The 22,890-nt window shown below is 50.9% G+C and carries 24 protein-coding genes; 3 read left to right on the top strand and 21 right to left on the bottom strand.

All coding sequences use genetic code 11. The annotated features are described in order from the left end of the window. Positions 1–26: 26 nt before the first annotated feature. The 11 genes from rpsQ to rpsJ all read right to left on the bottom strand — a co-directional run bounded on the left by rpsQ (position 27) and on the right by rpsJ (position 5,191). Positions 27–293 carry a 30S ribosomal protein S17 gene (gene rpsQ, locus NST37_RS01610; protein WP_003391964.1) on the bottom strand — a complete coding sequence of 89 codons (267 nt, stop codon included), beginning with the start codon at positions 291–293 and terminating at the stop codon, positions 27–29. 21 nt (positions 294–314) lie between these two features. Then, positions 315–512 carry a 50S ribosomal protein L29 gene (gene rpmC / locus NST37_RS01605; RefSeq protein WP_003391966.1) on the bottom strand — a complete coding sequence of 66 codons (198 nt, stop codon included), beginning with the start codon at positions 510–512 and terminating at the stop codon, positions 315–317. Further along, positions 502–936, bottom strand: a complete 435-nt coding sequence (gene rplP / locus NST37_RS01600; RefSeq protein ID WP_003391969.1) for a 50S ribosomal protein L16 — start codon at positions 934–936, stop codon at positions 502–504. The genes rpmC and rplP overlap by 11 nt, the downstream gene beginning before the upstream one ends. A gap of 2 nt (positions 937–938) precedes the next feature. Further along, a complete protein-coding gene (rpsC, locus tag NST37_RS01595) occupies positions 939–1,601 on the bottom strand; it encodes a 30S ribosomal protein S3 (RefSeq protein WP_003391972.1) in 663 nt (220 codons plus the stop codon). A 13-nt stretch (positions 1,602–1,614) separates the two neighbouring features. Continuing rightward, the gene (rplV, locus tag NST37_RS01590; protein ID WP_003391974.1) at positions 1,615–1,947 is read right to left on the bottom strand and encodes a 50S ribosomal protein L22; all 333 of its coding nucleotides are present in this window, start codon (positions 1,945–1,947) and stop codon (positions 1,615–1,617) included. A 29-nt stretch (positions 1,948–1,976) separates the two neighbouring features. Further along, the gene (rpsS, locus tag NST37_RS01585) at positions 1,977–2,258 is read right to left on the bottom strand and encodes a 30S ribosomal protein S19 (RefSeq protein WP_003391977.1); all 282 of its coding nucleotides are present in this window, start codon (positions 2,256–2,258) and stop codon (positions 1,977–1,979) included. A 49-nt stretch (positions 2,259–2,307) separates the two neighbouring features. Further along, a complete protein-coding gene (gene rplB / locus NST37_RS01580) occupies positions 2,308–3,138 on the bottom strand; it encodes a 50S ribosomal protein L2 (protein WP_003391979.1) in 831 nt (276 codons plus the stop codon). Between the two features lie 33 nt (positions 3,139–3,171). Further along, on the bottom strand, positions 3,172–3,462 hold the full coding sequence (gene rplW / locus NST37_RS01575) for a 50S ribosomal protein L23 (RefSeq protein WP_003391980.1): 291 nt from the start codon (positions 3,460–3,462) through the stop codon (positions 3,172–3,174). Continuing rightward, positions 3,462–4,085 (bottom strand): 50S ribosomal protein L4, encoded by a 624-nt coding sequence (gene rplD, locus NST37_RS01570; protein ID WP_339186139.1) that lies wholly within the window; start codon positions 4,083–4,085, stop codon positions 3,462–3,464. The genes rplW and rplD overlap by 1 nt, the downstream gene beginning before the upstream one ends. A 21-nt stretch (positions 4,086–4,106) precedes the next feature. Then, the gene (gene rplC, locus NST37_RS01565) at positions 4,107–4,736 is read right to left on the bottom strand and encodes a 50S ribosomal protein L3 (RefSeq protein ID WP_003391984.1); all 630 of its coding nucleotides are present in this window, start codon (positions 4,734–4,736) and stop codon (positions 4,107–4,109) included. Between the two features lie 146 nt (positions 4,737–4,882). Then, a complete protein-coding gene (gene rpsJ, locus NST37_RS01560; RefSeq protein ID WP_172920513.1) occupies positions 4,883–5,191 on the bottom strand; it encodes a 30S ribosomal protein S10 in 309 nt (102 codons plus the stop codon). A gap of 414 nt (positions 5,192–5,605) precedes the next feature. Here rpsJ and NST37_RS01555 point away from each other — a divergent pair, with 414 nt between their 5' ends. Beyond that, positions 5,606–6,001, top strand: coding sequence for a hemoglobin-like protein (locus NST37_RS01555; protein WP_003391986.1), 396 nt, complete (start codon positions 5,606–5,608; stop codon positions 5,999–6,001). A gap of 9 nt (positions 6,002–6,010) precedes the next feature. Here NST37_RS01555 and NST37_RS01550 read toward each other — a convergent pair whose 3' ends face one another. The 3 genes from NST37_RS01550 to NST37_RS01540 all read right to left on the bottom strand — a co-directional run bounded on the left by NST37_RS01550 (position 6,011) and on the right by NST37_RS01540 (position 9,238). Then, a complete protein-coding gene (locus NST37_RS01550; protein WP_172920514.1) occupies positions 6,011–6,937 on the bottom strand; it encodes a DMT family transporter in 927 nt (308 codons plus the stop codon). A gap of 141 nt (positions 6,938–7,078) precedes the next feature. Continuing rightward, complete coding sequence (locus NST37_RS01545) at positions 7,079–7,942, bottom strand: RNA polymerase sigma-70 factor (RefSeq protein ID WP_122958192.1); 864 nt, start codon at positions 7,940–7,942, stop codon at positions 7,079–7,081. A gap of 9 nt (positions 7,943–7,951) precedes the next feature. After that, on the bottom strand, positions 7,952–9,238 hold the full coding sequence (locus tag NST37_RS01540) for an FAD-dependent oxidoreductase (RefSeq protein WP_003391990.1): 1,287 nt from the start codon (positions 9,236–9,238) through the stop codon (positions 7,952–7,954). Positions 9,239–9,425: 187 nt separating this feature from the next. On the opposite strand from NST37_RS01540, the gene NST37_RS01535 reads away from it, so the two are divergent. Next, positions 9,426–9,752 (top strand): helix-turn-helix domain-containing protein, encoded by a 327-nt coding sequence (locus NST37_RS01535; protein WP_024985204.1) that lies wholly within the window; start codon positions 9,426–9,428, stop codon positions 9,750–9,752. Next, complete coding sequence (locus NST37_RS01530; protein WP_155808033.1) at positions 9,692–10,576, top strand: IS3 family transposase; 885 nt, start codon at positions 9,692–9,694, stop codon at positions 10,574–10,576. Before NST37_RS01535 ends, NST37_RS01530 begins: the two co-directional genes overlap by 61 nt. A gap of 73 nt (positions 10,577–10,649) precedes the next feature. On the opposite strand, the gene tuf is transcribed toward NST37_RS01530, so the two are convergent. From tuf to rpoB, 7 genes are all read right to left on the bottom strand, one after another. Beyond that, complete coding sequence (tuf, locus tag NST37_RS01525; RefSeq protein ID WP_003391992.1) at positions 10,650–11,840, bottom strand: elongation factor Tu; 1,191 nt, start codon at positions 11,838–11,840, stop codon at positions 10,650–10,652. Between the two features lie 119 nt (positions 11,841–11,959). Beyond that, positions 11,960–14,038 (bottom strand): elongation factor G, encoded by a 2,079-nt coding sequence (fusA, locus tag NST37_RS01520; protein WP_003391995.1) that lies wholly within the window; start codon positions 14,036–14,038, stop codon positions 11,960–11,962. 69 nt (positions 14,039–14,107) lie between these two features. Next, positions 14,108–14,578, bottom strand: coding sequence for a 30S ribosomal protein S7 (gene rpsG / locus NST37_RS01515; protein WP_003391996.1), 471 nt, complete (start codon positions 14,576–14,578; stop codon positions 14,108–14,110). Positions 14,579–14,630: 52 nt separating this feature from the next. After that, positions 14,631–15,065 (bottom strand): 30S ribosomal protein S12, encoded by a 435-nt coding sequence (rpsL, locus tag NST37_RS01510; RefSeq protein WP_003391998.1) that lies wholly within the window; start codon positions 15,063–15,065, stop codon positions 14,631–14,633. A 122-nt stretch (positions 15,066–15,187) separates the two neighbouring features. Beyond that, positions 15,188–15,442, bottom strand: coding sequence for a 50S ribosomal protein L7ae-like protein (locus NST37_RS01505; protein WP_003391999.1), 255 nt, complete (start codon positions 15,440–15,442; stop codon positions 15,188–15,190). Between the two features lie 182 nt (positions 15,443–15,624). Further along, positions 15,625–19,251 carry a DNA-directed RNA polymerase subunit beta' gene (gene rpoC / locus NST37_RS01500; RefSeq protein WP_003392000.1) on the bottom strand — a complete coding sequence of 1,209 codons (3,627 nt, stop codon included), beginning with the start codon at positions 19,249–19,251 and terminating at the stop codon, positions 15,625–15,627. 29 nt (positions 19,252–19,280) lie between these two features. Beyond that, positions 19,281–22,820: a DNA-directed RNA polymerase subunit beta gene (gene rpoB, locus NST37_RS01495; protein ID WP_003392002.1), complete on the bottom strand. Its 3,540-nt coding sequence runs from the start codon at positions 22,818–22,820 to the stop codon at positions 19,281–19,283. Positions 22,821–22,890 lie beyond the last annotated feature (70 nt).

Genomic DNA, 22,890 nt, shown 5'->3' with positions numbered 1-22,890 from the left:
CGGATGTAATTACCCGAAAATCTGAGTTATACGATTACTGCCTCTTCGACGATACGAACCAAGCGGAAGCACTTGTCTTTAGACAGCGGGCGAGTTTCCATGATTTCCACGATATCGCCTGTTTTCGCAGAGTTGTTTTCGTCGTGAGCCTTGAACTTCTTGGAATACTTCACACGTTTACCGTACAGCGGATGCTTTTTGTAGGTCTCTACCAGAACAACGATGGTTTTATCCATTTTGTCGGATACAACGCGACCTACCATGGTTCTACGCATTTTGCGTTCTGCGGTCATGTTCGAACCTCCTTCCTGTAATTAGCCGATCCCTAATTCTCTTTGGCGCAGGACGGTTTTCGCACGAGCAATATCCTTACGCACTTGTTTAATGCGAGATGTGATTTCGAGCTGACCGGTAGCCAACTGGAAGCGAAGGTTGAACAGCTCTTCTTTCAAGGAGTTAACGTTTTGTTCGATCTCGGCAGTGGTCAAATTGCGAAAATCATTAGCCTTCATGTGCGTCACCACCCACTTCTTCCCGCTTCACGAACTTGCACTTAATAGGCAGTTTGTGCATTGCCAGGCGCATAGCCTCGCGAGCGACTTCTTCGGATACGCCAGCAAGTTCAAACATGATCTTGCCAGGTTTCACTACAGCTACCCAGTACTCAGGAGAACCTTTACCGGAACCCATCCGTACTTCAAGCGGCTTTTGTGTAATTGGTTTGTCAGGGAAAATCTTGATCCATACTTTACCGCCACGGCGGATGTAACGAGTCATCGCAATACGGGCAGCCTCGATTTGACGGTTGGTAATCCAAGCCGGTTCGAGAGCTTGCAGACCGAATTCACCGAAAGCAACAGTAGTACCGCCTTTTGCGTTACCAGCCATTTTTCCGCGGTGCTGTTTGCGGTGTTTCACGCGTTTTGGCGTCAACATGTTTATTTGCCTCCTTCCTCAGTCGCTACGTTCTTCTTCGTAGGAAGGACTTCTCCACGGTAGATCCACACTTTTACGCCGATGCGGCCATAAGTGGTGTGTGCTTCGGCTGTACCATAGTCGATGTCAGCACGGAGCGTATGAAGCGGAACAGTACCTTCGCTGTAACCTTCGGAACGTGCAATGTCAGCTCCGCCAAGACGACCGCTGACCAGAGTTTTGATTCCTTTTGCACCTGCGCGCAGCGAACGAGTAATCGATTGCTTTTGAGCACGGCGGAAAGAAATACGGTTTTCCAGTTGACGAGCGATATTTTCAGCTACCAAAGTAGCATCCAAATCAGGCTTCTTCACTTCGTTGATGTTGATGTGTACGCGCTTGCCAGTCAGTTCGGTCAAGGATTTGCGCAGAACTTCTACTTCCGAGCCACCTTTACCAATTACCATACCAGGCTTAGCGGTGTGAATCGTAACGTTTACGCGGTTCGCTGCACGTTCGATTTCAATGGTAGAAACAGCAGCATCTTTCAGACGCCCTTTTACAAATTTGCGGATTCTCAGGTCTTCGTGCAACAGAGCTGCGAAGTCCTTGTCAGCGTACCATTTGGACTCCCAGTCGCGGATAATGCCGATACGAAGACCAACCGGGCTTACCTTTTGACCCACACGTAATCCCTCCTTATTTCTCGTTTAGTACCACTGTGATGTGGCTGGTGCGCTTATGGATGCGGCTTGCGCGACCCATAGCACGCGGGCGGAAACGCTTCAGTGTTGGACCTTGGTCCACGAAGATTTTTCCAACAACGAGTCCGTTCGGATCCATTTCATAGTTGTGTTCAGCGTTAGCGATCGCCGATTTCAGAAGTTTCTCCACTACCGGAGAAGCCGCTTTCGGCGTGTGTTTCAGGATCGCCAGCGCCTCACCCACTTGCTTGCCTCGAATCAAGTCAACCACCAGGCGAACTTTGCGAGGGGCAATGCGAATATAGCGAGCAACTGCTTTAGCTTCCATCTTTGTACCTCCTCTCTGTCAAGAGAAAATTAGCGCTTCTTGGATTTCTTGTCGTTATCGACGTGACCCTTGAAGGTACGAGTTGGTGCAAATTCACCCAGTTTGTGACCTACCATATCTTCTGTAACGTATACCGGTACATGTTTGCGGCCGTCATATACAGCAAACGTGTGTCCTACGAAATCAGGGAAGATTGTGGAGCGACGAGACCAGGTTTTCACCACGCGTTTTTCGTTCTTTTCGTTCAGTTCAACTACTTTTTTCATCAGGTGATCATCTACGAAAGGACCCTTTTTCAAACTGCGACCCATGTGTGAACCTCCCTTCGCCAAAGGCGTTCGGTTATTGTCTCACCCTGCCTTACTTCTTGCGACGGCGGATGATATATTGATCGGATTTGTTTTTCTTCTTGCGGGTTTTGAGACCGAGAGTCGGTTTACCCCAAGGAGTAACTGGTGCTTTACGTCCGATCGGAGCGCGACCTTCACCACCACCGTGTGGGTGATCGTTCGGGTTCATTACGCTACCACGTACAGTTGGACGAATACCCAACCAACGGGAACGACCAGCTTTACCAATGTTCAACAGCTCGTGGTCGATGTTGCCTACTTGACCGATGGTAGCGCGGCAAACGTTATGGATGCGGCGAGTTTCACCGGAGGACAGGCGCACGATTACGAAATCTCCATCGCGACCGAGCAATTGAGCGGAAGTACCTGCTGCACGAACCAATTGTCCGCCTTTGCCAGGTTTCAGCTCGATGTTGTGAATGGTAGTACCAACTGGAATGTTAGCCAGTGGCAGTGCATTACCGGTTTTGATGTCAGCATCTGCGCCGGAAATGATTTCATCGCCAACTTTCAGGCCGTGTGGAGCGATAATGTAACGCTTTTCCCCGTCCATGTAGTTGATCAGAGCGATGTTTGCGGAACGGTTTGGATCGTACTCGATAGTAGCTACGCGACCTACGATGCCATCTTTGTTCCGTTTGAAGTCGATGATGCGATATTTGCGTTTATGACCGCCACCTTGATGACGAACGGTGATTTTCCCGTGGTTGTTGCGTCCAGCTTTCTTGCTCAGAGGCGCCAACAGGGATTTTTCGGGAGTCGAAGTTGTGATCTCCTCGAAAGTAGAAACCGTCATTTGGCGACGACCAGGAGAAGTCGGTTTAAACTTTTTGATACCCATTTAAAATTCCCTCCTTTTCGGTAGTCGTCGGGGTTATACGCCTTCGTAGAAAGCCAGCTCTTTGCTGTCTTCTGTCAGCTTAACGATCGCTTTTTTCCACTCAGAGGTGTAACCGGAGTATTTGCCGTAGCGTTTTGGCTTCGCAGGAACACGGGAAGTGTTTACTGCTTCTACTTTTACGCCGAATACTTTTTCAACGGCTTGCTTGATCTCGGTTTTGTTGGCTTTGAGCGGCACTTCAAAAACGTACTTCTTCTCAGCCATCATGTCAGTGGTGCGCTCCGTAATGATAGGGCGCTTGATGATGTCGTGAAGGCTCTTCATTAGGCGAGCACCTCCTCTACTTTCGCAACCGCATCTTTCGTTACGATTACTTTATCGTGCGCAACCAGGTCCAGAACGTTAATGCCAGCTGCATCTACGAATTTAGCGCCTGGGATATTGCGGGAAGAGAGCGCTACGTTTTGATCGAACTCGGAGGTTACGATCAGCACTTTGCGATCTACTTTCAGGTTGTTCAGTACAACAGCCATTTCTTTGGTTTTTGGAGCAGTGAAGTTCAGTGCATCCAATACCAACAGTTCGTTGTTTTGTACTTTTGTCGACAGCGCGGATTTCAGCGCCAGACGACGAACTTTACGGTTCAGTTTGTATCCGTATTTGCGTGGAGTCGGACCGAATACTACGCCGCCACCCTTCCATTGCGGAGCGCGAATGGAACCTTGACGAGCACGACCGGTACCTTTTTGACGCCACGGCTTGCGGCCGCCGCCACGAACCTCAGAACGGTTCTTTACATCATGCGTGCCTTGGCGTTGGGACGCTTGCTGCATAACGATAGCATCGAAAAGAACAGCGTTGTTAGGCTCGATACCGAAAACACTGTCTGCCAGTTCGATTTCGCCTACTTGTGAACCAGCTTGATTGTAAAGAGCTACTTTTGGCATGTCAGTTCCTCCTTTCCTTAACTAGTTCTTCTTGACTGCCGTAGATACTAGAACGTAGCTGTTTTTCGGGCCAGGCACGGAGCCTTTCACCAAAATCAGATTGCGATCAGCATCAACTTTGATTACTTCCAGGTTTTGAATGGTTACGTTGTCGCCACCCATTTGACCTGGCAGGGTTTGGCCTTTGAATACACGGCCTGGATCGATAGCCCCGAGAGAACCAGGACCACGATGGTAACGGGAACCGTGAGCCATCGGACCGCGGCTTTGGTTGTGACGTTTAATCGCACCTTGGAAACCTTTACCTTTGGTTACGCCGGCAACGTCTACAAACTCTCCTGCGGCAAAAATATCAGCTTTCAATTCTTGACCTACCTCGTAATCTGCGAGGTTTACTCCGCGAATTTCGCGAATGAAGCGCTTAGGTGCAGTGTTAGCTTTCGCTGCGTGTCCTTTTTCCGGCTTGTTAGCTCGATGTTCCTTTTTGTCTTCGAAACCGATCTGGATAGCTTCGTATCCATCGTTCTCTTGATCCTTCTTTTGCAGTACTACGTTAGGACCTGCTTCGATGACGGTAACAGCGATTGCCGATCCGTTCGGACCAAAAACTTGGGTCATGCCAAGCTTTCTGCCTAAGATTCCTTTGGTCATTTGTGCCACCTCCTGTGCTTATATCCACTTACCATACTGTTGTATCAAGGTCCCTGCCGATGCGCAGGGGCGCCGTTTACGGGGTTTGAAGACTTGATAGATCGCGCTTATTAAGACAACGCCTACGCGTGTATCGTACTCGAACCTTACAGTTTAATCTCGATGTCCACACCGGACGGCAGATCCAAACGCATCAGCGCGTCAACCGTTTGTGGGGTCGGATTCAAAATGTCGATCAAGCGTTTGTGAGTGCGCATCTCGAATTGTTCACGAGAATCTTTGTACTTGTGAACAGCACGCAAAATCGTGTAAACTACTTTCTCCGTTGGAAGCGGAATTGGACCCGATACATTGGCACCGGAACGCTTGGCAGTCTCCACAATTTTCTCAGCAGACTGATCGAGGATTTTGTGATCGTACGCCTTTAAACGAATACGAATCTTTTGTTTTGCCATTTTAGTCCCTCCTTTTTCGCCCATTTTTTGAAACGGACATTTCTCCGTGGAAATATCCTGCACCCCGGTCATGGCAAAGGGGCCGGGTGTGTCAGCAACCTCCCACATCATCGCAAGTCCATGACCAACATTCAATATTGTACTAAAATGAAATGGGCAACGCAAGTTTTTTCTTGGTTTTCCACACATTTTTCGTACACAGCGGCCTTTTTTGGCTCACTTTGTCCATCTTACTGATTTATCCGGCCAAAGGCAAGCGGGATTCACTTCCAAACTCATTTTTTCTCTCTCAGTCTCGCTTGTTTTTTTGTTATCTGCCCGCGCAAAAACAGAACCTTCTCTTCCCGGCTATATATATAAGAAGAAACACGGTATACTGGTAACGTACTCTCGCAAAGAAGGAGGATACCGGCAGTGTCCGACAAGCTTGTCACACCTTATGAACAAATTGGCGGGGCCGAGACTCTCACCCGTTTGGTAGATACGTTTTACGATCTCGTAGCGAAGCATCCCGATCTCGCTCCGCTCTTTCCGGACGATTTTACCGAAGTGAAGGAGAGACAGTATCAGTTCCTCACTCAATTTCTAGGCGGGCCCACCCTCTACAGCGACAAGCATGGCCATCCCATGCTCCGCGCCCGCCACATGCGGTTTCCGATCGGCACTACGCAAGCAGCCGCATGGCTTTCTTGCATGAGCGAGGCTATGGATCGCATCGGTCTGAAAGGCGAGCTCAGAGATCAGTTCTTTGAGCGCTTGCGCCTGACCGCCTACCATATGGTCAACCAGTGGGAAACAGATAAAGCGTAGGGAGCTCCCCTACGCTTTTGTCATGACATCCGTTTTTGGCTTGATCCCTCTTGCCGAAATCTGCCGCGACCCCAAATAAACGCCAGCGACTATCATCACCAGAGCGAGCAAATGCAAAAGCTGCAATCGCTCCCCGAGAAACAAAGCGGCAAAAAACAGGCTGGCGAGCGGCATTCCATTTAAAAATACAGCCGTCCGGCTTGCCCCCAACTGGCGAATGCCGTAATTCCAGCCCATCGAACCTACAGCCGTCGAGAGTCCGCCTGACACAAAAATGACGAGCCATTGGAACGGTGTTACTTCCAGTGATACATAGTAGGATAATGGCTGTTCAACCAGAGCCGCCCCCCATAAAAAGAGGACCCCGAACATCTGCGAAGCGGCTGTAATCAACAAAACGGGAACGCCCCGGGTCGTCAGCTTCCGAATCAATAGTCCGCCCGTGACATACATCAGCATCGAGGAGAACATAATCAAGTCTCCCCAGCCGTTCATTTCGATTGAACCATGCTGGGACAAAACGACAATCAAAACACCGCTGAATCCAACCCCGATCCCGAGCCCCTTCCGCCAGGACATTCCTTCGCCCAGAAGAAGCATGGCAAGCAGAGCTGTTGCCAACGGATTGAGTCCCAAAATCAGAGATGCGTTTCCTGCAGTCGTAAATCGCACTCCCAAAGCGAGTGTCAACTGGTGCAGCGCTATCGAACTGGCGCCTACTCCCGCGATGAGCAGCCAGTCAGTCCCTTTCAATCTCAACTGGTGCCGATACATCCATAAAATCGGGCTCAAACAAAGGCCTGCTACAGTCATCCTGATCGCTGCCACGTAGAGCGGCGGAAACATGGTAAGGTACTTTACCATTACGACATTCAGGCCCCACAGTGTGACCACACCGGCAAGCATCAGATACAACCATCGTTCATTGTTTTGCATGACTGGCCCTTCTTCCCTTTCTACATTACAAATCGCATTCGTAATTGTAGCACAGGAATGGCCGTCACATAATTTCCTTTTTTTGATCGCCGTCATTTGCAAATTTGATAAGGACCACCGGCGCGCACTAACCTTGAGTCATCAAACGTTTTTGAGTTTATCCGGATTCCGGATGATATACACGGCTGCGATTTTTCCGTCTACCAGCTTGATTGTATTTATACCGTAAACCTCATTTCCCTCATAGGCGATGATGCCAGCCTCGCCATTTACGTTTGCGATTTCCACACGATAATCTGTAGATTGCTTTCGGGTGACTCCCAGCAAGAACGCGACAACTCTCTCGCTCGACAAAATAGGCCTGAGAGCGGCCTTTACCTTTCCGCCGCCATCGGAGTAGAGGACCACATCCGGAGACAGCAGCTCCAGCAATGTGGCCGAATCCTCCGTATGAATCGCCTGTAAAAACGACTCCAGCAGCATCCTCTGCTGCTCGTAATCAATCCTTTTGTCTGGCAGCTCTTTGGAGAGCTTTTGTTTTACCCGACTGAAAATCTTGCGGCAGTTCACCGTCTCCTTGCCCGTTATCTCGGCAATCTCGTCATATTCAAAATCGAGGACCTCCCGCAAAATAAAGATGGCTCTTTCTACAGGCGAGAGACTTTCCATCAAGGCCAGCATCGCAATCGACAGTTGGTCTTGCCGGATCACCTGCTCCATTGGACCAAGCTGTTCATCCCGAAAAACAACGGGTTCGGGCAGCCAAGGTCCTACGTATACTTCCCTCTTTTTCCGAGCAGACCTCAAAAAGTCAATGCAGCGATTTGTCAAAGTCTTGCAAAGCCACGCTTTGATGTTTTCGACATTCTTTTTTTGAAATCTTTCAAGCGACAAAAACGTATCTTGAACAATATCCTCTGCATCCGCTACTGTTCCGAGCATGCGGTAGGCAATCGAAAAAAGCAGCGGCTTGTATGTTACGTAGAGCTGCTGTGTATCCATCATGGCTCATCCTCACTTGCCTTCCATCTTCAAAATGTCTTGCACAGCCTCATACGCGCTAGCCAATGCCGCATCCGCCAACAGCCCCTCGCGTGCAAACCAGTCGCCAACTGCGTAAAGACCGGGAATTTCCTTGATAGCCGGACTTTCTTTGGACAGCATGGCGGCTCGCTCCGGTGTCACCAGACTGTGGGAAACCGTCATCGCTGGCAAATAGCGCTTTTTCAAAACCTCGTTTTGCCAGCCTGGCTGCAGCCTGTCGAGAAAGGCTTCCAACAGCTCGCGATCCTGGTCGGAATCAGGGATTTCCGAAGCACGATGATATTTGAATGTGTGTATCACCTGGTAGTCCGGATGATTCGTAAAGACTGCTGCGGCTGAATGATTCGAAAAATACAGGGGCTGCTCCAGATCCAGGGCAAAGGAAATGTCCGGATTCGGCAGCCTCTTGACGATAACGTCCAGGGCGGCGCCTTTTACCGGTATGAGCGTGTATTTCCACCTGGCCAACACCGTCTTCTCTGCATGTTTCACCATACGATAGGTAGCCGCTGGGCCCGCCGAAGATATGACGTATTTCGCAGATAGAAATCTCGTTTCTGTCAGGCCGACTTTTATCGCTGGCGTTTCTCCTTCGATCGTTGCCACATGCTGCCTCAGCCGAATCGTAACACCCGCCTTCAATGCCTGTTCCCTCAAATCATTAATGAGGCTTTGCCAACCGTAGTGGAGATACGCTACACCACCTACTGCGGATAGTCGAAGCTGCCGAAGAAGTACTCCTGCACTCGCTCGCTCGGGATCATCGCAGTAGCTGGACAAGCGAACCAGCGTATAAAGCAGTTGTCTCACACGTTCATCGGCTATGTTTAGATTAGCCCATTCGTAGAGTGTCATTTGACAAACTGACTCCAAATCCTGCCTCGTCAAGCGAAACAACAGACTGAGAAATTCCTTCTTTTGTTTCCAGGTAAAAACATTGGTTTTCAGCAGTGAGAGCGGTGTCATTGGCAGCTCATATTCATGTTCCCGCTCTGTTAGCGTGCCACCTAAAGCCAACGTGCCCCCTTTTGGAACGATTCCCAGTTGGCCCAGCACCTTCATTCCTATCCCTTTTTGGCATAAGGCATGAGGTCCCCGGTTTACAAAACACCCTTCATAAACATCGGAGGAAGCACGGCCGCCAAGCCGTTCTGATTGTTCCACCAGCATAACCGTTTTACCCGCCCCTGCCAAACAGACAGCCGACGCCAATCCGGATAGTCCGCCGCCGATTACACACACATCAACATGCTCCACTTGGCTTCTCCCCTTTTCGGGTCCTGTTCTACTCACAAGACGATCAGGGACTGGTTGTTGTGACAGGCAGCAGCAATTTGCCGCATGAAAAATAAAAAACCCGACAGCTTTATGAAGTGCACCCCTTAGAATGGACATTGGATTAAACCCCTGGTAAATCCGATGAAATTTAAGGGGTGCATTTTTTATGGTGAAAAAGGGGCAAACGTTTAGAAGTTATTCTCACGAATTAAAGGTGGAAGCCATACGACTGCATATCGAAGAAGGATGGACATACCGTCGAATCATGGAGCATCTGGGGATTCCGGACCGCCACCGGCTTAAAGTATGGATGAAAAAATATAAACAGTTAGGCGAATTTGGGTTGATGGATCAACGAGGTAGACGTGAAGAATATGTTGATCAAGATCGATATGTTAAAAAGCTAAAACGAGAGAACTCGATGCTAAAAAAGTGTTTGAAAATCTGGATGCGGGAGGTGCAGCCCATAAGTATGAGGCGATCAAGCAAGTAGCTGGTGAGTATACGACTAGTGAACTTTGCAAGCTGTTTGGAGTCTCAAGAAGTGGATACTATGCATACTTGAAACGGCAACAAGCGGACCGGGACAAGCCCGTGAAAGACCTCATCAAAGTAGTTTATAAGAAGTATGATGGTAAATATGGGTATCGACAAACCCAGCTGTTTCTCTTACGAGATCACGGGGTATGGGTCAACCATAAGAAGGTACTACGTCTGATGCAAGAAATGAAGCTCCGTTCTCGAATACGCCGCAAATATCGAGGTCACTATGCTTCAACCGAAGGTGGACGAGTCGCTGAGAATGTGATGCAGCGGAATTTCAAAGCGGATGCACCTAATCGAAAATGGGTAACCGATGTCACACAGTATCGTGTCGCGGATACGTGGCTCTACCTGTCTGCTATTAAGGATTTGTTTAATAATGAGATTGTGGCTTACCACATTGGAGTTCGCAACGACAATCAGTTGGTCCTACGGACCTTTGAGAAAGCCTTTAAAAAGACGAAAGACGTGACTGGACTGATCGTTCACAGCGATCAGGGATTCCAGTACACGTCCTACGCTTACCACGACATGTTGCCGAAGGTTGGCGCCCAAATCAGCATGTCTCGGAGAGGCAACTGTTATGATAATGCCTCGATGGAGAGCTTCTTCTCGCATCTCAAAACGGAAGGGCTCTACCCTTATGATATCCGAAGTGTGGATGAGGCACAAAGGCGAATTGAGGAATATATTCAATTCTACAACCAAAGTCGACCACAACGAAAATTAAAAAGGCTGACGCCTGTTGAATTCAGACGTCAGCTGTCGGTCTAACGGTCGGGTTTTTTCTTACTGTCCACTAAATGGGGTCTTGACCATTATGCTGTCGGGTTTGCTTTTTTGGCAATTACTCAGTGATGGAGGAAACTACGCCTGCACCAACTGTACGGCCACCTTCGCGGATAGCGAAGCGAGTACCTTGTTCCATCGCTACTGGAGCGATCAGTTCAACGGTGAACTCAGTGTTGTCGCCAGGCATGATCATTTCAACGCCTTCTGGCAGTTGGATGATACCTGTAACGTCAGTTGTACGGAAGTAGAATTGTGGGCGGTAGTTGGAGAAGAAAGGAGTGTGACGGCCGCCCTCTTCTTTGGACAGAACGTAAACTTCTGCTTTGAACTTGGTGTAAGGTTTAACGGATGCTGGCTTCGCCAGTACTTGACCGCGCTCGATGTCTTTGCGCTCAACACCACGGAGCAGAGCACCGATGTTGTCACCAGCTTCTGCTTGATCCAGCAGTTTGCGGAACATCTCAACACCAGTTACAGTAGTAGTTTTTGTTTCTTCAGCCAGACCAACGATTTCTACTTGGTCACCAACTTTAATTACACCGCGCTCTACACGACCGGTAGCAACAGTACCACGGCCAGTAATGGTGAATACGTCCTCAACTGGCATCAGGAATGGTTTGTCAGTTGCACGCTCAGGAGTTGGGATGTAAGTGTCAACAGCTTCCATGAGCTCGAGAATTTTCTTAGCCCAATCGCCGGATGGGTTGTCAAGAGCTTCTTTTGCAGAACCTTTGATTACTGGGATATCGTCGCCTGGGAACTCATATTGAGACAGCAGGTCGCGGATTTCCATTTCAACCAGTTCCAAGAGCTCTTCATCGTCTACCATGTCGCATTTGTTCATGAATACTACGATGTAAGGTACGCCTACTTGGCGGGACAGCAGGATGTGCTCACGAGTTTGTGGCATTGGGCCATCTGCAGCAGATACTACCAGGATAGCGCCGTCCATTTGAGCAGCACCGGTAATCATGTTTTTCACGTAGTCCGCGTGTCCAGGGCAGTCAACGTGTGCATAGTGACGGTTTGCAGTTTCGTACTCAACGTGAGCAGTGTTGATTGTGATACCGCGCTCTTTTTCTTCTGGAGCAGCGTCGATGCTGTCATAAGCCATTGCTTTCGCTTGACCTGCTTGAGCCAAAACAGTGGTGATAGCAGCAGTCAGAGTAGTTTTACCGTGGTCAACGTGACCGATGGTACCAATGTTTACGTGCGGTTTCGTCCGCTCAAATTTTTCTTTAGCCATGAGAGTGAGCCTCCTCATTAATAAGGGTTTTATTAGAGTAAAGAAAGGTTTACCCTATCAACGGTTACCCTATCATATTGTAAACCTTTCTCGTTTCAAGATAAAGTCAAGCGCGCCAATTATTCGCCTTTGGACTTCTTGACGATTTCATCAGCGATGAACTTCGGTACTTCTTCGTAATGGTCGAGTACCATTGCGTACGTACCGCGTCCTTGAGTACGGGAGCGCAATACGGTGGAGTAACCAAACATCTCGGACAGTGGTACCATTGCACGGATCACTTGTGCGTTTGCACGAGCTTCCATACCTTCGATACGACCGCGGCGGGAGTTCAGGTCACCCATAACGTCGCCCATGTACTCTTCCGGAATTGTGACTTCTACCTTCATGATTGGCTCGAGAAGAGTAGCGCCACATTTCTTCGCAGCTTCTTTCAGTGCGAGGGAACCAGCCACTTTAAATGCCATCTCGGAGGAGTCGACATCGTGGTAGCTACCGTCAACCAGCGCTGCTTTGATATCTACCAGTGGGAAGCCGGCAAGAACACCATTTTTCATAGCTTCTTCGATACCAGCTTGTACCGCAGGGATGTATTCACGCGGTACTACACCACCGACGATTTTGTTTTCGAATTCGAAGCCTTTGCCCGGCTCCAGTGGAGAGAACTCCACCCAAACGTGACCGTATTGACCACGACCACCGGACTGACGAACGAATTTACCTTCCACTTTGGCTGCATTGCGGAATGTCTCGCGGTAAGCAACCTGCGGAGCACCTACGTTCGCTTCAACTTTGAATTCACGCTTCATGCGGTCAACGATGATCTCCAAGTGAAGCTCACCCATACCGGAGATGATGGTTTGACCAGTCTCTTCGTCTGTGTGAGTTCTGAACGTTGGATCCTCTTCGGACAGCTTGGAAAGCGCAACACCCATTTTGTCTTGGTCGGCCTTGGATTTAGGCTCGATCGCAATGTGGATAACCGGCTCTGGGAAGGTCATGGACTCCAGAATTACTGGGGCTTTCTCATCACAGAGGGTATCACCAGTCGTAGTGTCTTTCAAACCTACAGCTGCTGCAATGTCACCGGAGTAAACCTGTTGGATTTCTTCGCGGTGGTTTGCGTGCATTTGCAGGATACGACCGACACGCTCGCGCTTGCCTTTGGTGGAGTTCAGTACGTAAGAACCGGAGCTCAGAACACCAGAGTATACGCGGAAGAATGTCAGACGACCTACGTACGGGTCAGCCATGATTTTGAACGCCAGAGCGGAGAACGGACCGTTGTCGTCAGCCGGACGTTCTACTTCATCCTCGGAGTCAGGGAGCGTACCTTTGATTGCTGGAATATCGATCGGAGATGGCAGGTATGCCACTACGTTGTCCAGCATTGGTTGAACACCCTTGTTACGGTAGGAAGATCCGCACATGACTGGCGTGATTTTGCACTCGATGGTACCTTTACGCAGAGCTGCGCGAATTTCATCGTTGGTCAGCTCTTCGCCTTCCAGGTACTTCATCATCAATTCTTCATCTTGTTCCGCAGCTGCTTCAACCAGTGCAAGACGGAGCTCTTCGCACTTGTCTTTGAGTTCAGCCGGGATTTCAACAGCATCGGAGGTTTTACCGAGGTCATCGGTATAGATGATTGCCTTCATTTCGATCAGGTCAACCATACCTTTGAACTGGTCTTCCGCACCGATTGGATATTGAACAGCTACCGGGTTTGCGCCCAGGCGGGTACGAATTTGCTCCAAGCACATATCGTAGTTTGCGCCGATAATATCCATTTTGTTGATGTAGCACATACGAGGTACGCCATACCGGTCAGCTTGGCGCCAAACGGTTTCGGTCTGAGGCTCAACGCCGCCTTTCGCGTCGAAAACGGTTACGGCACCGTCCAAAACGCGCAGGGAGCGCTCTACTTCAACAGTGAAGTCTACGTGTCCAGGCGTATCGATAATGTTGATTCGATGGCCTTTCCATTGAGCCGTGGTAGCAGCCGAGGTAATGGTAATACCGCGTTCTTGCTCTTGTTCCATCCAGTCCATGGTGGCCGCACCTTCGTGCGTTTCACCAATTTTGTGCACGCGACCGGTGTAGAACAGAATACGCTCAGTGGTGGTTGTCTTACCGGCATCAATGTGTGCCATGATACCGATGTTCCGCGTATTCGCTAAAGAGAACTCGCGAGCCATTGGGTATGCTCCTTCCATACTCGAATGTAAGAATATGCGGGTATCGAAACCGAACACCCGCTCTTATTACTACCAGCGATAGTGTGCAAACGCTTTGTTTGCTTCAGCCATCTTGTGCGTGTCTTCACGCTTTTTCACTGCTGCACCTGTGTTGTTCGCAGCGTCCATGATCTCGTTTGCCAGACGTTGTTCCATGGTTTTCTCACCGCGAGTGCGGGAGTAGTTAACCAACCAACGCAGGCCGAGAGTGGTACGGCGCTCAGGTTTTACCTCGATCGGTACTTGGTAGTTGGCACCACCAACACGACGAGCTTTTACCTCCAGTACAGGCATTACGTTTTTCAGTGCTTCTTCAAACACTTCCATAGGGTTGCGACCAGTACGCTCCTGAATAATGTTGAATGCATTGTACAGGATGTTCTGCGCAACACCGCGTTTGCCATCCAGCATCAAGCGGTTGATCAGACGAGTGACCAACTTGCTGTTGTAAATCGGATCAGGCAGTACGTCACGACGGGTTACAGGACCTTTCCGTGGCATCGTATTCCCTCCTTCTGTATAGATTTAAGATTACGCCATCATAGCTAGGCGATTATTTTTTTGCTGCTGCTTGGCCCGGCTTCGGACGCTTCGTACCATATTTGGAACGACCTTGTTTGCGGTTGTTCACACCAGCAGTGTCAAGCGCACCGCGAACGATGTGATAACGAACCCCTGGCAAGTCTTTTACACGACCGCCGCGAACCAGCACGACGCTGTGCTCTTGCAGGTTGTGGCCGATACCACCGATGTAAGCAGTAACCTCAATACCGTTAGTCAAACGCACACGAGCGTATTTACGCAACGCGGAGTTTGGTTTTTTCGGAGTCATGGTACCCACACGAGTGCAGACACCGCGTTTTTGAGGAGAGCTTTGGTTGGTTTGAGCCTTTTTGAAGCTGTTGTACCCCTTTTGCAGAGCTGGGGACTTCGACTTCACAACCTTGTCCTTGCGACCTTTGCGCACCAATTGGTTCATTGTAGGCATGGATGTTACCTCCCTTCTTATTACCCAATCTCAAGACCACAGATCCAGGTGAGTCATCTTTGGTCAAATAGAAAGTCTTTGCCACACAACCAACGCGAAGTTGGCCGGAAACAAAAACATCGTTAACCACTTTTCTTTATCGCGGCAGTTGCCGCTCCCACTTCTATCCCACACGCTTTGCCTAATCGGCGCATGGAATCGACGCGGATGACTGGTACACCCTTCTCTTTGCAAAGAAGCTCGACTTTTTGGGTCAATCGTCTATCAGCATCAACTGCAATGTAAACCGCTTCAACCTGATTGTGCTCCACGGCTTTCATCGTCTGTTTGACGCCAATGGTGAGCTCCTTGGCCCGCTCTACTTTTTCATAAGACATGTAGAATCATATCCTCCAAAGTACAGATGTCAGGCACACTTGAATATAATATCAGTTGGGCCCGTCAATGTCAACGCCCGATGCTATTATTTTTCTATTATTTATTTAGTAAAGGGAAGTGCCCATCACGAGGACGGGCACTTCCTGCTTGGTTGCGTCTATTGCGCCGACCTGCTTTGGCGCTACTCTACCGACACAGCTTCGCGCTGCTCGTTGTTCTCGCTAGCTTGCGCTTCGTAGTCTGCACGGCTTGCTACCTTGATATTGCGATAGCGGGACATACCGGTACCGGCTGGAACCAGTTTTCCGATGATGACGTTCTCCTTCAGGCCGAGGAGGCGGTCCACCTTGCCTTTGATCGCCGCATCGGTCAGGACACGTGTTGTTTCCTGGAAGGATGCTGCCGACAGGAAGGAGTCTGTTTCCAGAGAAGCCTTGGTGATCCCCAAGAGGACTGGACGACCGACAGCAGGGCTCTTTCCTTCCATAAAGGCTTTGGCGTTTGCCTGCTCAAACTCATGCACTTCGACATAGGAGCCTGGCAAGAGATCGGTTTCGCCGCTGTCGATGACTCTCAGCTTGCGAAGCATCTGACGGATCATGACCTCGACGTGCTTGTCGTTAATTTCTACCCCTTGCATCCGGTACACTTTTTGTACCTCTTGCAGGATGTAGTTGGATACGCCGCGTTGGCCGCGTACCTTGAGCATTTCTTTCGGGTCAACGGAACCCTCTGTCAGCTCGTCACCGGCACTGAGCTTGGTGCCTACGGCTACCTTGATGCGGGAACCGTACGGTACGGCGTACACTTTGTTTTCCGCCTCGCCGCGAACCTCGATCTCACGACGGTCTTTGCCTTCGCGGATATCGATGACTTCACCGTCGATCTCGGAAATAACTGCTTGCCCTTTCGGATTGCGCGCCTCAAACAGCTCTTGAATACGCGGCAAACCTTGGGTAATATCGTCTCCCGCAACCCCCCCGGTATGGAAGGTACGCATCGTCAGCTGGGTTCCCGGCTCACCGATGGATTGAGCGGCGATGATTCCGACTGCTTCGCCGATTTCCACCTCGTCGCCGGTAGCCAGGTTGCGACCGTAGCAGCGCTTGCAGACGCCATGGCTTGTGCGGCAAGCAAGCACGTTGCGGATATAAACCTCGGTAATGCCAGCTTTTTCGATGACCTCGGCAATTTCCTCTGTAATTTCCTCGTTGCGGCCGATGATGACTTCGCCGGTCTCCGGATGGCGCACAGTCTCAAAGCATGTGCGGCCAATCAGGCGATCGGAAAGCTTCTCGATTTCTTCCTTGCCGTCCTTGATCGCTGTGACGCGAATGCCCTTGTCGGTTCCGCAATCGATCTCGCGGACGATCACGTCTTGCGCAACGTCAACCAGACGGCGGGTCAGGTAACCCGAGTCAGCGGTACGCAGAGCGGTATCGGCAAGACCTTTACGCGCACCGTGCGTGGAGATAAAGTACTCCAATACGGTCAGGCCTTCCCGGAAGTTCGATTTGATCGGCAGCTCGATGATTCGACCGGACGGGTTTGCCATCAGACCGCGCATACCAGCCAGCTGTGTGATCTGCGACACGTTACCGCGGGCACCGGAGTTCGCCATCATGAAGATCGCATTGAACTTATCCATGGACTTCATCAGCACTTCGGTTACCTCGTCCTTCGCCTTCGACCAGATGGAGATAACCCTGTCGTATCGCTCATCCTCGGTAATCAGACCGCGGCGGTATTGCGCCATAACGGTTTGTACCTTTTGATCAGCTTCTTCGAGGATTTCCTTTTTCTTTTCAGGCACGACGATGTCGGCAACAGCGATCGTAATACCGGCTTTCGTAGAGTACGTGAAGCCGAGTTCCTTGATTTTGTCCAGAATCTTCGAGGTTTCCATTGTGCCAAAACGGCGGAAGCACTCGGAGATGATGGTTCCCAAGAAACCTTTTTTCACAGCTCCCTGGTCAGGCAGCTTGGCGATAAACTCTTTTACGTTTACGCCTTTATCAAAAATGAAGAAGTCGTTTGGTACGCCCTTTTGCAGGTTCGCTTTCGTCGGAACGTTGATAAACGGCAGCTCCGGCGGGAAGATTTCGTTGAAGATCAGTTTCCCTACCGTCGTCACGAACAGAGCGTTGCGCTGTTCTTCCGTAAAGCTGGTTTTGTTCAATTCCTTCGCCGGCAGAGCAATGCGCGTATGGAGGCTGATAAAGCCGTTTTGGTATGCGGCAATCGCATCGTGAGAGTCACGGTATACCGTACCCTCGCCAATGTCCCCTTCACGCTCCAGCGTCAGATAGTAGGAACCGAGAACCATGTCCTGAGAAGGCGTTACAACCGGTTTTCCATCTTTCGGGTTCAAGATGTTCTGTGCTGCCAGCATGAGGATACGGGCTTCTGCCTGTGCCTCAGCGGACAGGGGAACGTGAACCGCCATCTGGTCACCGTCAAAGTCGGCGTTGTATGCCGTACAAACGAGCGGATGCAAACGAATCGCACGGCCTTCAACCAGTACAGGTTCGAATGCCTGAATACCAAGTCTGTGCAGCGTGGGGGCGCGGTTCAAAAGCACCGGGTGCTCGCGGATGACATCTTCCAGTACATCCCACACCTCAGGCTGAACGCGCTCTACCTTGCGCTTTGCGCTCTTGATATTGTGAGCGAGGCCTTTTGCCACCAGCTCTTTCATTACAAATGGCTTGAACAGCTCCAGCGCCATTTCTTTCGGCAGACCGCACTGATACATCTTCAGGTTTGGTCCAACCACGATAACGGAACGGCCGGAGTAGTCAACACGCTTACCGAGCAGGTTTTGACGGAAGCGTCCTTGTTTCCCTTTCAGCATATGGCTGAGGGATTTCAGCGGACGGTTACCCGGACCTGTCACCGGACGGCCGCGGCGACCGTTGTCGATCAGCGCGTCTACTGCTTCCTGCAGCATGCGTTTCTCGTTTTGCACGATAATGTCCGGTGCGCCGAGTTCCAACAGGCGTTTCAGACGGTTGTTGCGGTTGATTACGCGGCGGTACAGATCGTTCAGGTCGGAGGTGGCAAAGCGTCCCCCATCCAACTGAACCATCGGACGCAGCTCTGGCGGAATGACCGGCAGTACATCCAGAACCATCCAGTCAGGACGGTTGCCGGAATTGCGGAATGCCTCCAGTACTTCCAGACGCTTGATCGCACGGTTGCGGCGTTGGCCTTGTGCCGTTTTCAGATCTTCCTTCAGCGTCTCTACTTCTTTTTCCAGATCGATTTCCTGGAGAAGGCGTTTGATCGCCTCTGCTCCCATCATCGCCTGGAAGGAATGTCCGTATTTTTCACGGTAATTGCGGTATTCCTTTTCGGACAACAGCTGCTTTTTATCGAGCGGCGTATCGCCCGCATCGGTTACCACGTAAGATGCAAAGTAGATGACTTCCTCGAGCGAACGCGGGGACATGTCAAGAACAAGGCCCATGCGGCTCGGGATTCCTTTGAAGTACCAGATGTGAGAGACTGGGGCAGCCAGCTCGATGTGCCCCATCCGCTCACGGCGTACTTTGGCGCGGGTCACTTCCACGCCGCATCGATCGCACACGACACCTTTGTAGCGAACGCGCTTGTATTTTCCGCAATGGCACTCCCAGTCCTTGGTCGGACCGAAAATACGCTCGCAGAACAAACCGTCCTTTTCCGGTTTCAACGTACGATAGTTGATCGTTTCCGGCTTTTTCACTTCCCCGAAAGACCAGGAGCGGATCTTGTCCGGGGAAGCCAGGCCGATCTTCATATATTCGAAGTTGTTCACGTCTATCACAGGGCGTTACCTCCCTTTGTACCGGAATCTTACTCTTCGTCCAAGCTTCCGCCTTCAAGTACGAGATTCAGCTTTTCACCGCTGCCCTCGTCCTCTTCTTCCATTTCACGCATTTCAATTTCCTGCTCGTCTTCGGACAGGATTTTCACGTCCATACCCAAGCTTTGCAGTTCCTTGATGAGAACCTTGAAGGACTCAGGAACACCTGGCTCCGGTACGTTTTCCCCTTTGACGATCGCTTCGTAGGTCTTCACCCGACCAACGACGTCGTCCGACTTGACAGTAAGAATTTCTTGCAGCGTATAGGCGGCACCATAAGCCTCGAGTGCCCAAACCTCCATCTCCCCGAAGCGCTGTCCGCCAAACTGAGCTTTACCGCCCAGAGGCTGCTGCGTAACGAGCGAGTATGGACCAGTGGAACGAGCGTGGATCTTGTCGTCCACCAAGTGAGCCAGCTTCAGCATGTACACGCAACCTACCGTTACACGGCGGTCAAACGGTTCACCTGTGCGGCCATCGTACAAAATCGTTTTTCCGTCGCGGTCGAGGCCGGCTTCTTCCAGCGTCTCGAACACATCTTCCTGACGAGCTCCGTCAAATACCGGTGTCGCTACGTGGATGCCGAGCATTTTCGCCGCCATGCCAAGGTGCGTTTCCAGTACCTGACCGATGTTCATCCGGGACGGAACCCCGAGTGGGTTCAGAACGATTTCCACAGGAGAGCCATCCGGCAAGAACGGCATATCCTCCTCTGGCATGATCCGGGCAATAACCCCTTTGTTACCATGTCGACCGGCCATTTTGTCACCCACGGAAATTTTCCGTTTTTGGGCGATGTAGACGCGGACGAGTTGGTTGACACCCGGCGGCAGCTCGTCGCCGTTCTCGCGGGTAAACACTTTCACGTCGACAACGATACCGGAACCGCCATGCGGTACGCGCAAGGATGTGTCGCGAACCTCGCGTGCCTTTTCACCAAAGATGGCATGGAGCAAACGCTCTTCCGCCGTCAGCTCGGTAACCCCTTTCGGCGTTACTTTACCGACGAGGATGTCGCCGTCCTGAATTTCCGCACCGACGCGAACGATACCGCGCTCGTCAAGATTTTTCAGAGCGTCTTCGCCGACGTTCGGAATATCACGGGTGATTTCTTCCGGACCGAGCTTGGTGTCACGGGCTTCGGACTCGTACTCTTCAATATGGATAGACGTATACACGTCATCTTTTACAAGCTTTTCGCTGAGGAGAATGGCGTCCTCGTAGTTGTACCCTTCCCAGGTCATGAACGCAACGATAACGTTGCGGCCCAGTGCCAATTCGCCCTTTTCTGTGGACGGACCGTCACCGATGATGTCGCCTTTTTCAATCCAGTCGCCTTTTCTGACGATCGGGCGCTGGTTGATGCAGGTACCCTGGTTGGAACGGATAAACTTGTGCAATTTGTATTTGTCGATATCGCCGGCTACTTTCTTGCCGTCGATCTCTTTATAGCGGCGTACCCAAATTTCGCGGGCTGTCACGCGCTCTACCTGACCCGGATGCTTGGCAACGATCGCCACGCCGGAGTCTTGCGCTGCTTTATGCTCCATACCGGTACCGACAAACGGCGCTTGCGGAATGAGCAATGGAACAGCCTGCCGCTGCATGTTGGAACCCATCAGCGCGCGGTTGGCGTCGTCGTTTTCCAGGAACGGAATCAAAGCGGTCGCAACCGAAACGACTTGCTTCGGAGATACGTCCATATAGTCAACCTTGTCGCGAGGGACACTCAAGATGTCGCCCTTGCGTCGGCAAATAACCATGTCGTTGATGAAGCGGCCCATTTCGTCCAAAGGCTGGTTGGCCTGAGCGACGTTGAACACGTCTTCTTCATCCGCCGTCAGATAGGCGATTTCATCCAGAACGTAACCGGTCTCCGGGTCTACCTTGCGACGCGGCGTTTCAATGAATCCATAGTCATTGATCCGGGCAAAGGAAGACAGCGAGTTGATCAAACCGATGTTCGGACCCTCCGGCGTCTCAATCGGACACATACGGCCGTAGTGAGAGTGGTGAACGTCACGCACTTCAAAGCCCGCGCGCTCACGAGTCAAACCACCGGGACCGAGTGCAGACAGACGGCGTTTGTGCGTCAGCTCTGCAAGCGGGTTGGTCTGATCCATAAACTGCGACAACTGGGAGCTTCCGAAGAACTCCTTGATCGCTGCGATGACCGGACGGATGTTGATCAGCGCTTGCGGCGTGATCTGGTTTTGATCCTGAATGGACATCCGCTCGCGAACTACGCGCTCCATACGGGAAAGACCGATGCGGAACTGGTTCTGCAACAGCTCACCAACGGAACGCAGACGACGGTTGCCCAAATGGTCGATGTCATCGGTAGAACCGACTCCATGAAGCAGGTTCATGAAATAGTTGATCGCTGCAACGATATCAGCAGGCGTGATGTGCTTAACGGTCTTATCGACGTTTCCATTGCCGATGACCTTGATCACTTTGCCGTCGTCAAGCGGAGAGAAGATGTTGATGGATTGCAGACGGATCATATCCTCTTCGAGAACACCGCCGTGCGTCCGTACATCTACGAACCCTACGCTCTCTTCCAGCATCGGCAAAATCCGGTCAAGAATCCGGCGGTCAATCATTTGACCTGCTTCTGCGATAATTTCACCTGTGCTCGTATCTACCAACGTCTCAGCCAGACGCTGATTGTAGAGACGGTTTTTCAGGTGAAGCTTCTTGTTCATTTTATAGCGACCAACGGATGCCAGGTCGTAGCGCTTCGGATCGAAGAAACGGGAAATGAGCAAGCTCTTCGCGTTCTCGACTGTCGGCGGCTCACCCGGACGCAGACGCTCATAGATTTCAATCAGCGCCTTTTCCGTAGAGTCGGTATTGTCTTTCTCCAGCGTATTTTTGATATACTCGTCCTCACCCAGCAGGTTGAGAATCTCGATGTCGGAACCAAAGCCGAGAGCGCGCAAAAGCACCGTTACCGGGATCTTCCGGGTACGGTCGATACGGACGTAAATGACATCCTTCGCGTCCGTCTCCAACTCCAACCACGCGCCACGGTTTGGAATAACGGTAGCGGTAAATGTTTGCTTGCCGTTTTTGTCCACTTTGGTGTTGTAATATACACTGGGGGAACGAACAAGCTGGCTGACAATGACACGCTCAGCCCCGTTAATAATGAAGGTTCCCGTTTCGGTCATGAGCGGGAAGTCCCCCATGAAGACTTCTTGTTCCTTCACTTCGCCCGTCTCTTTGTTAAGCAAGCGGACCTTCACGCGCAGAGGCGCTGCATAGGTGACGTCACGTTCTTTCGACTCGTCCACGTCATACTTGGGCTCACCCAGGCTGTAATCGATAAATTCCAGCACAAGGTTACCCGTAAAGTCCTGGATCGGAGAAATGTCCTGAAACATTTCACGCAAGCCTTCATCCAGGAACCACTGGTAAGACTTTTGCTGAATCTCGATCAGATTTGGAAGGCCCAGCACTTCGTTAATACGCGAATACGTACGACGCTGGCGGTGTCGGCCACTTTGAATCACTTTACCTGCCAACTTATTCACCCCTCAGGTTGTGTTTTCACACATAGAAAACTGGGCATCCGGCAAGCTTTTCAGCAGACGA

The sequence above is a fragment of the Brevibacillus sp. FSL K6-6036 genome, assembly GCF_037964015.1.
GTDB lineage: Bacteria > Bacillota > Bacilli > Brevibacillales > Brevibacillaceae > Brevibacillus > Brevibacillus borstelensis.
Note: the sequence above shows the minus strand (reverse complement) of the source record. Positions and strands in the feature narration are given on the sequence as shown.

What these genes read in the sequence shown, in the direction of transcription:
- rpmC (WP_003391966.1), bottom strand. Translation starts at nt 512, where the DNA reads ATGAAGGCTAATGATTTTCGCAATTTGACCACTGCCGAGATCGAACAA.
- rplB (WP_003391979.1), bottom strand. Translation starts at nt 3,138, where the DNA reads ATGGGTATCAAAAAGTTTAAACCGACTTCTCCTGGTCGTCGCCAAATG.
- rpsQ (WP_003391964.1), bottom strand. Translation starts at nt 293, where the DNA reads ATGACCGCAGAACGCAAAATGCGTAGAACCATGGTAGGTCGCGTTGTA.
- fusA (WP_003391995.1), bottom strand. Translation starts at nt 14,038, where the DNA reads ATGGCTCGCGAGTTCTCTTTAGCGAATACGCGGAACATCGGTATCATG.
- rplW (WP_003391980.1), bottom strand. Translation starts at nt 3,462, where the DNA reads ATGAAGAGCCTTCACGACATCATCAAGCGCCCTATCATTACGGAGCGC.
- NST37_RS01505 (WP_003391999.1), bottom strand. Translation starts at nt 15,442, where the DNA reads ATGTCTTATGAAAAAGTAGAGCGGGCCAAGGAGCTCACCATTGGCGTC.
- rpsS (WP_003391977.1), bottom strand. Translation starts at nt 2,258, where the DNA reads ATGGGTCGCAGTTTGAAAAAGGGTCCTTTCGTAGATGATCACCTGATG.
- NST37_RS01550 (WP_172920514.1), bottom strand. Translation starts at nt 6,937, where the DNA reads ATGCAAAACAATGAACGATGGTTGTATCTGATGCTTGCCGGTGTGGTC.
- rpsL (WP_003391998.1), bottom strand. Translation starts at nt 15,065, where the DNA reads ATGCCTACAATGAACCAATTGGTGCGCAAAGGTCGCAAGGACAAGGTT.
- tuf (WP_003391992.1), bottom strand. Translation starts at nt 11,840, where the DNA reads ATGGCTAAAGAAAAATTTGAGCGGACGAAACCGCACGTAAACATTGGT.
- NST37_RS01545 (WP_122958192.1), bottom strand. Translation starts at nt 7,942, where the DNA reads ATGATGGATACACAGCAGCTCTACGTAACATACAAGCCGCTGCTTTTT.
- rplP (WP_003391969.1), bottom strand. Translation starts at nt 936, where the DNA reads ATGTTGACGCCAAAACGCGTGAAACACCGCAAACAGCACCGCGGAAAA.
- rpsG (WP_003391996.1), bottom strand. Translation starts at nt 14,578, where the DNA reads ATGCCACGGAAAGGTCCTGTAACCCGTCGTGACGTACTGCCTGATCCG.
- rplV (WP_003391974.1), bottom strand. Translation starts at nt 1,947, where the DNA reads ATGGAAGCTAAAGCAGTTGCTCGCTATATTCGCATTGCCCCTCGCAAA.
- rpsJ (WP_172920513.1), bottom strand. Translation starts at nt 5,191, where the DNA reads ATGGCAAAACAAAAGATTCGTATTCGTTTAAAGGCGTACGATCACAAA.
- NST37_RS01535 (WP_024985204.1), top strand. Translation starts at nt 9,426, where the DNA reads ATGGTGAAAAAGGGGCAAACGTTTAGAAGTTATTCTCACGAATTAAAG.
- rplC (WP_003391984.1), bottom strand. Translation starts at nt 4,736, where the DNA reads ATGACCAAAGGAATCTTAGGCAGAAAGCTTGGCATGACCCAAGTTTTT.
- rplD (WP_339186139.1), bottom strand. Translation starts at nt 4,085, where the DNA reads ATGCCAAAAGTAGCTCTTTACAATCAAGCTGGTTCACAAGTAGGCGAA.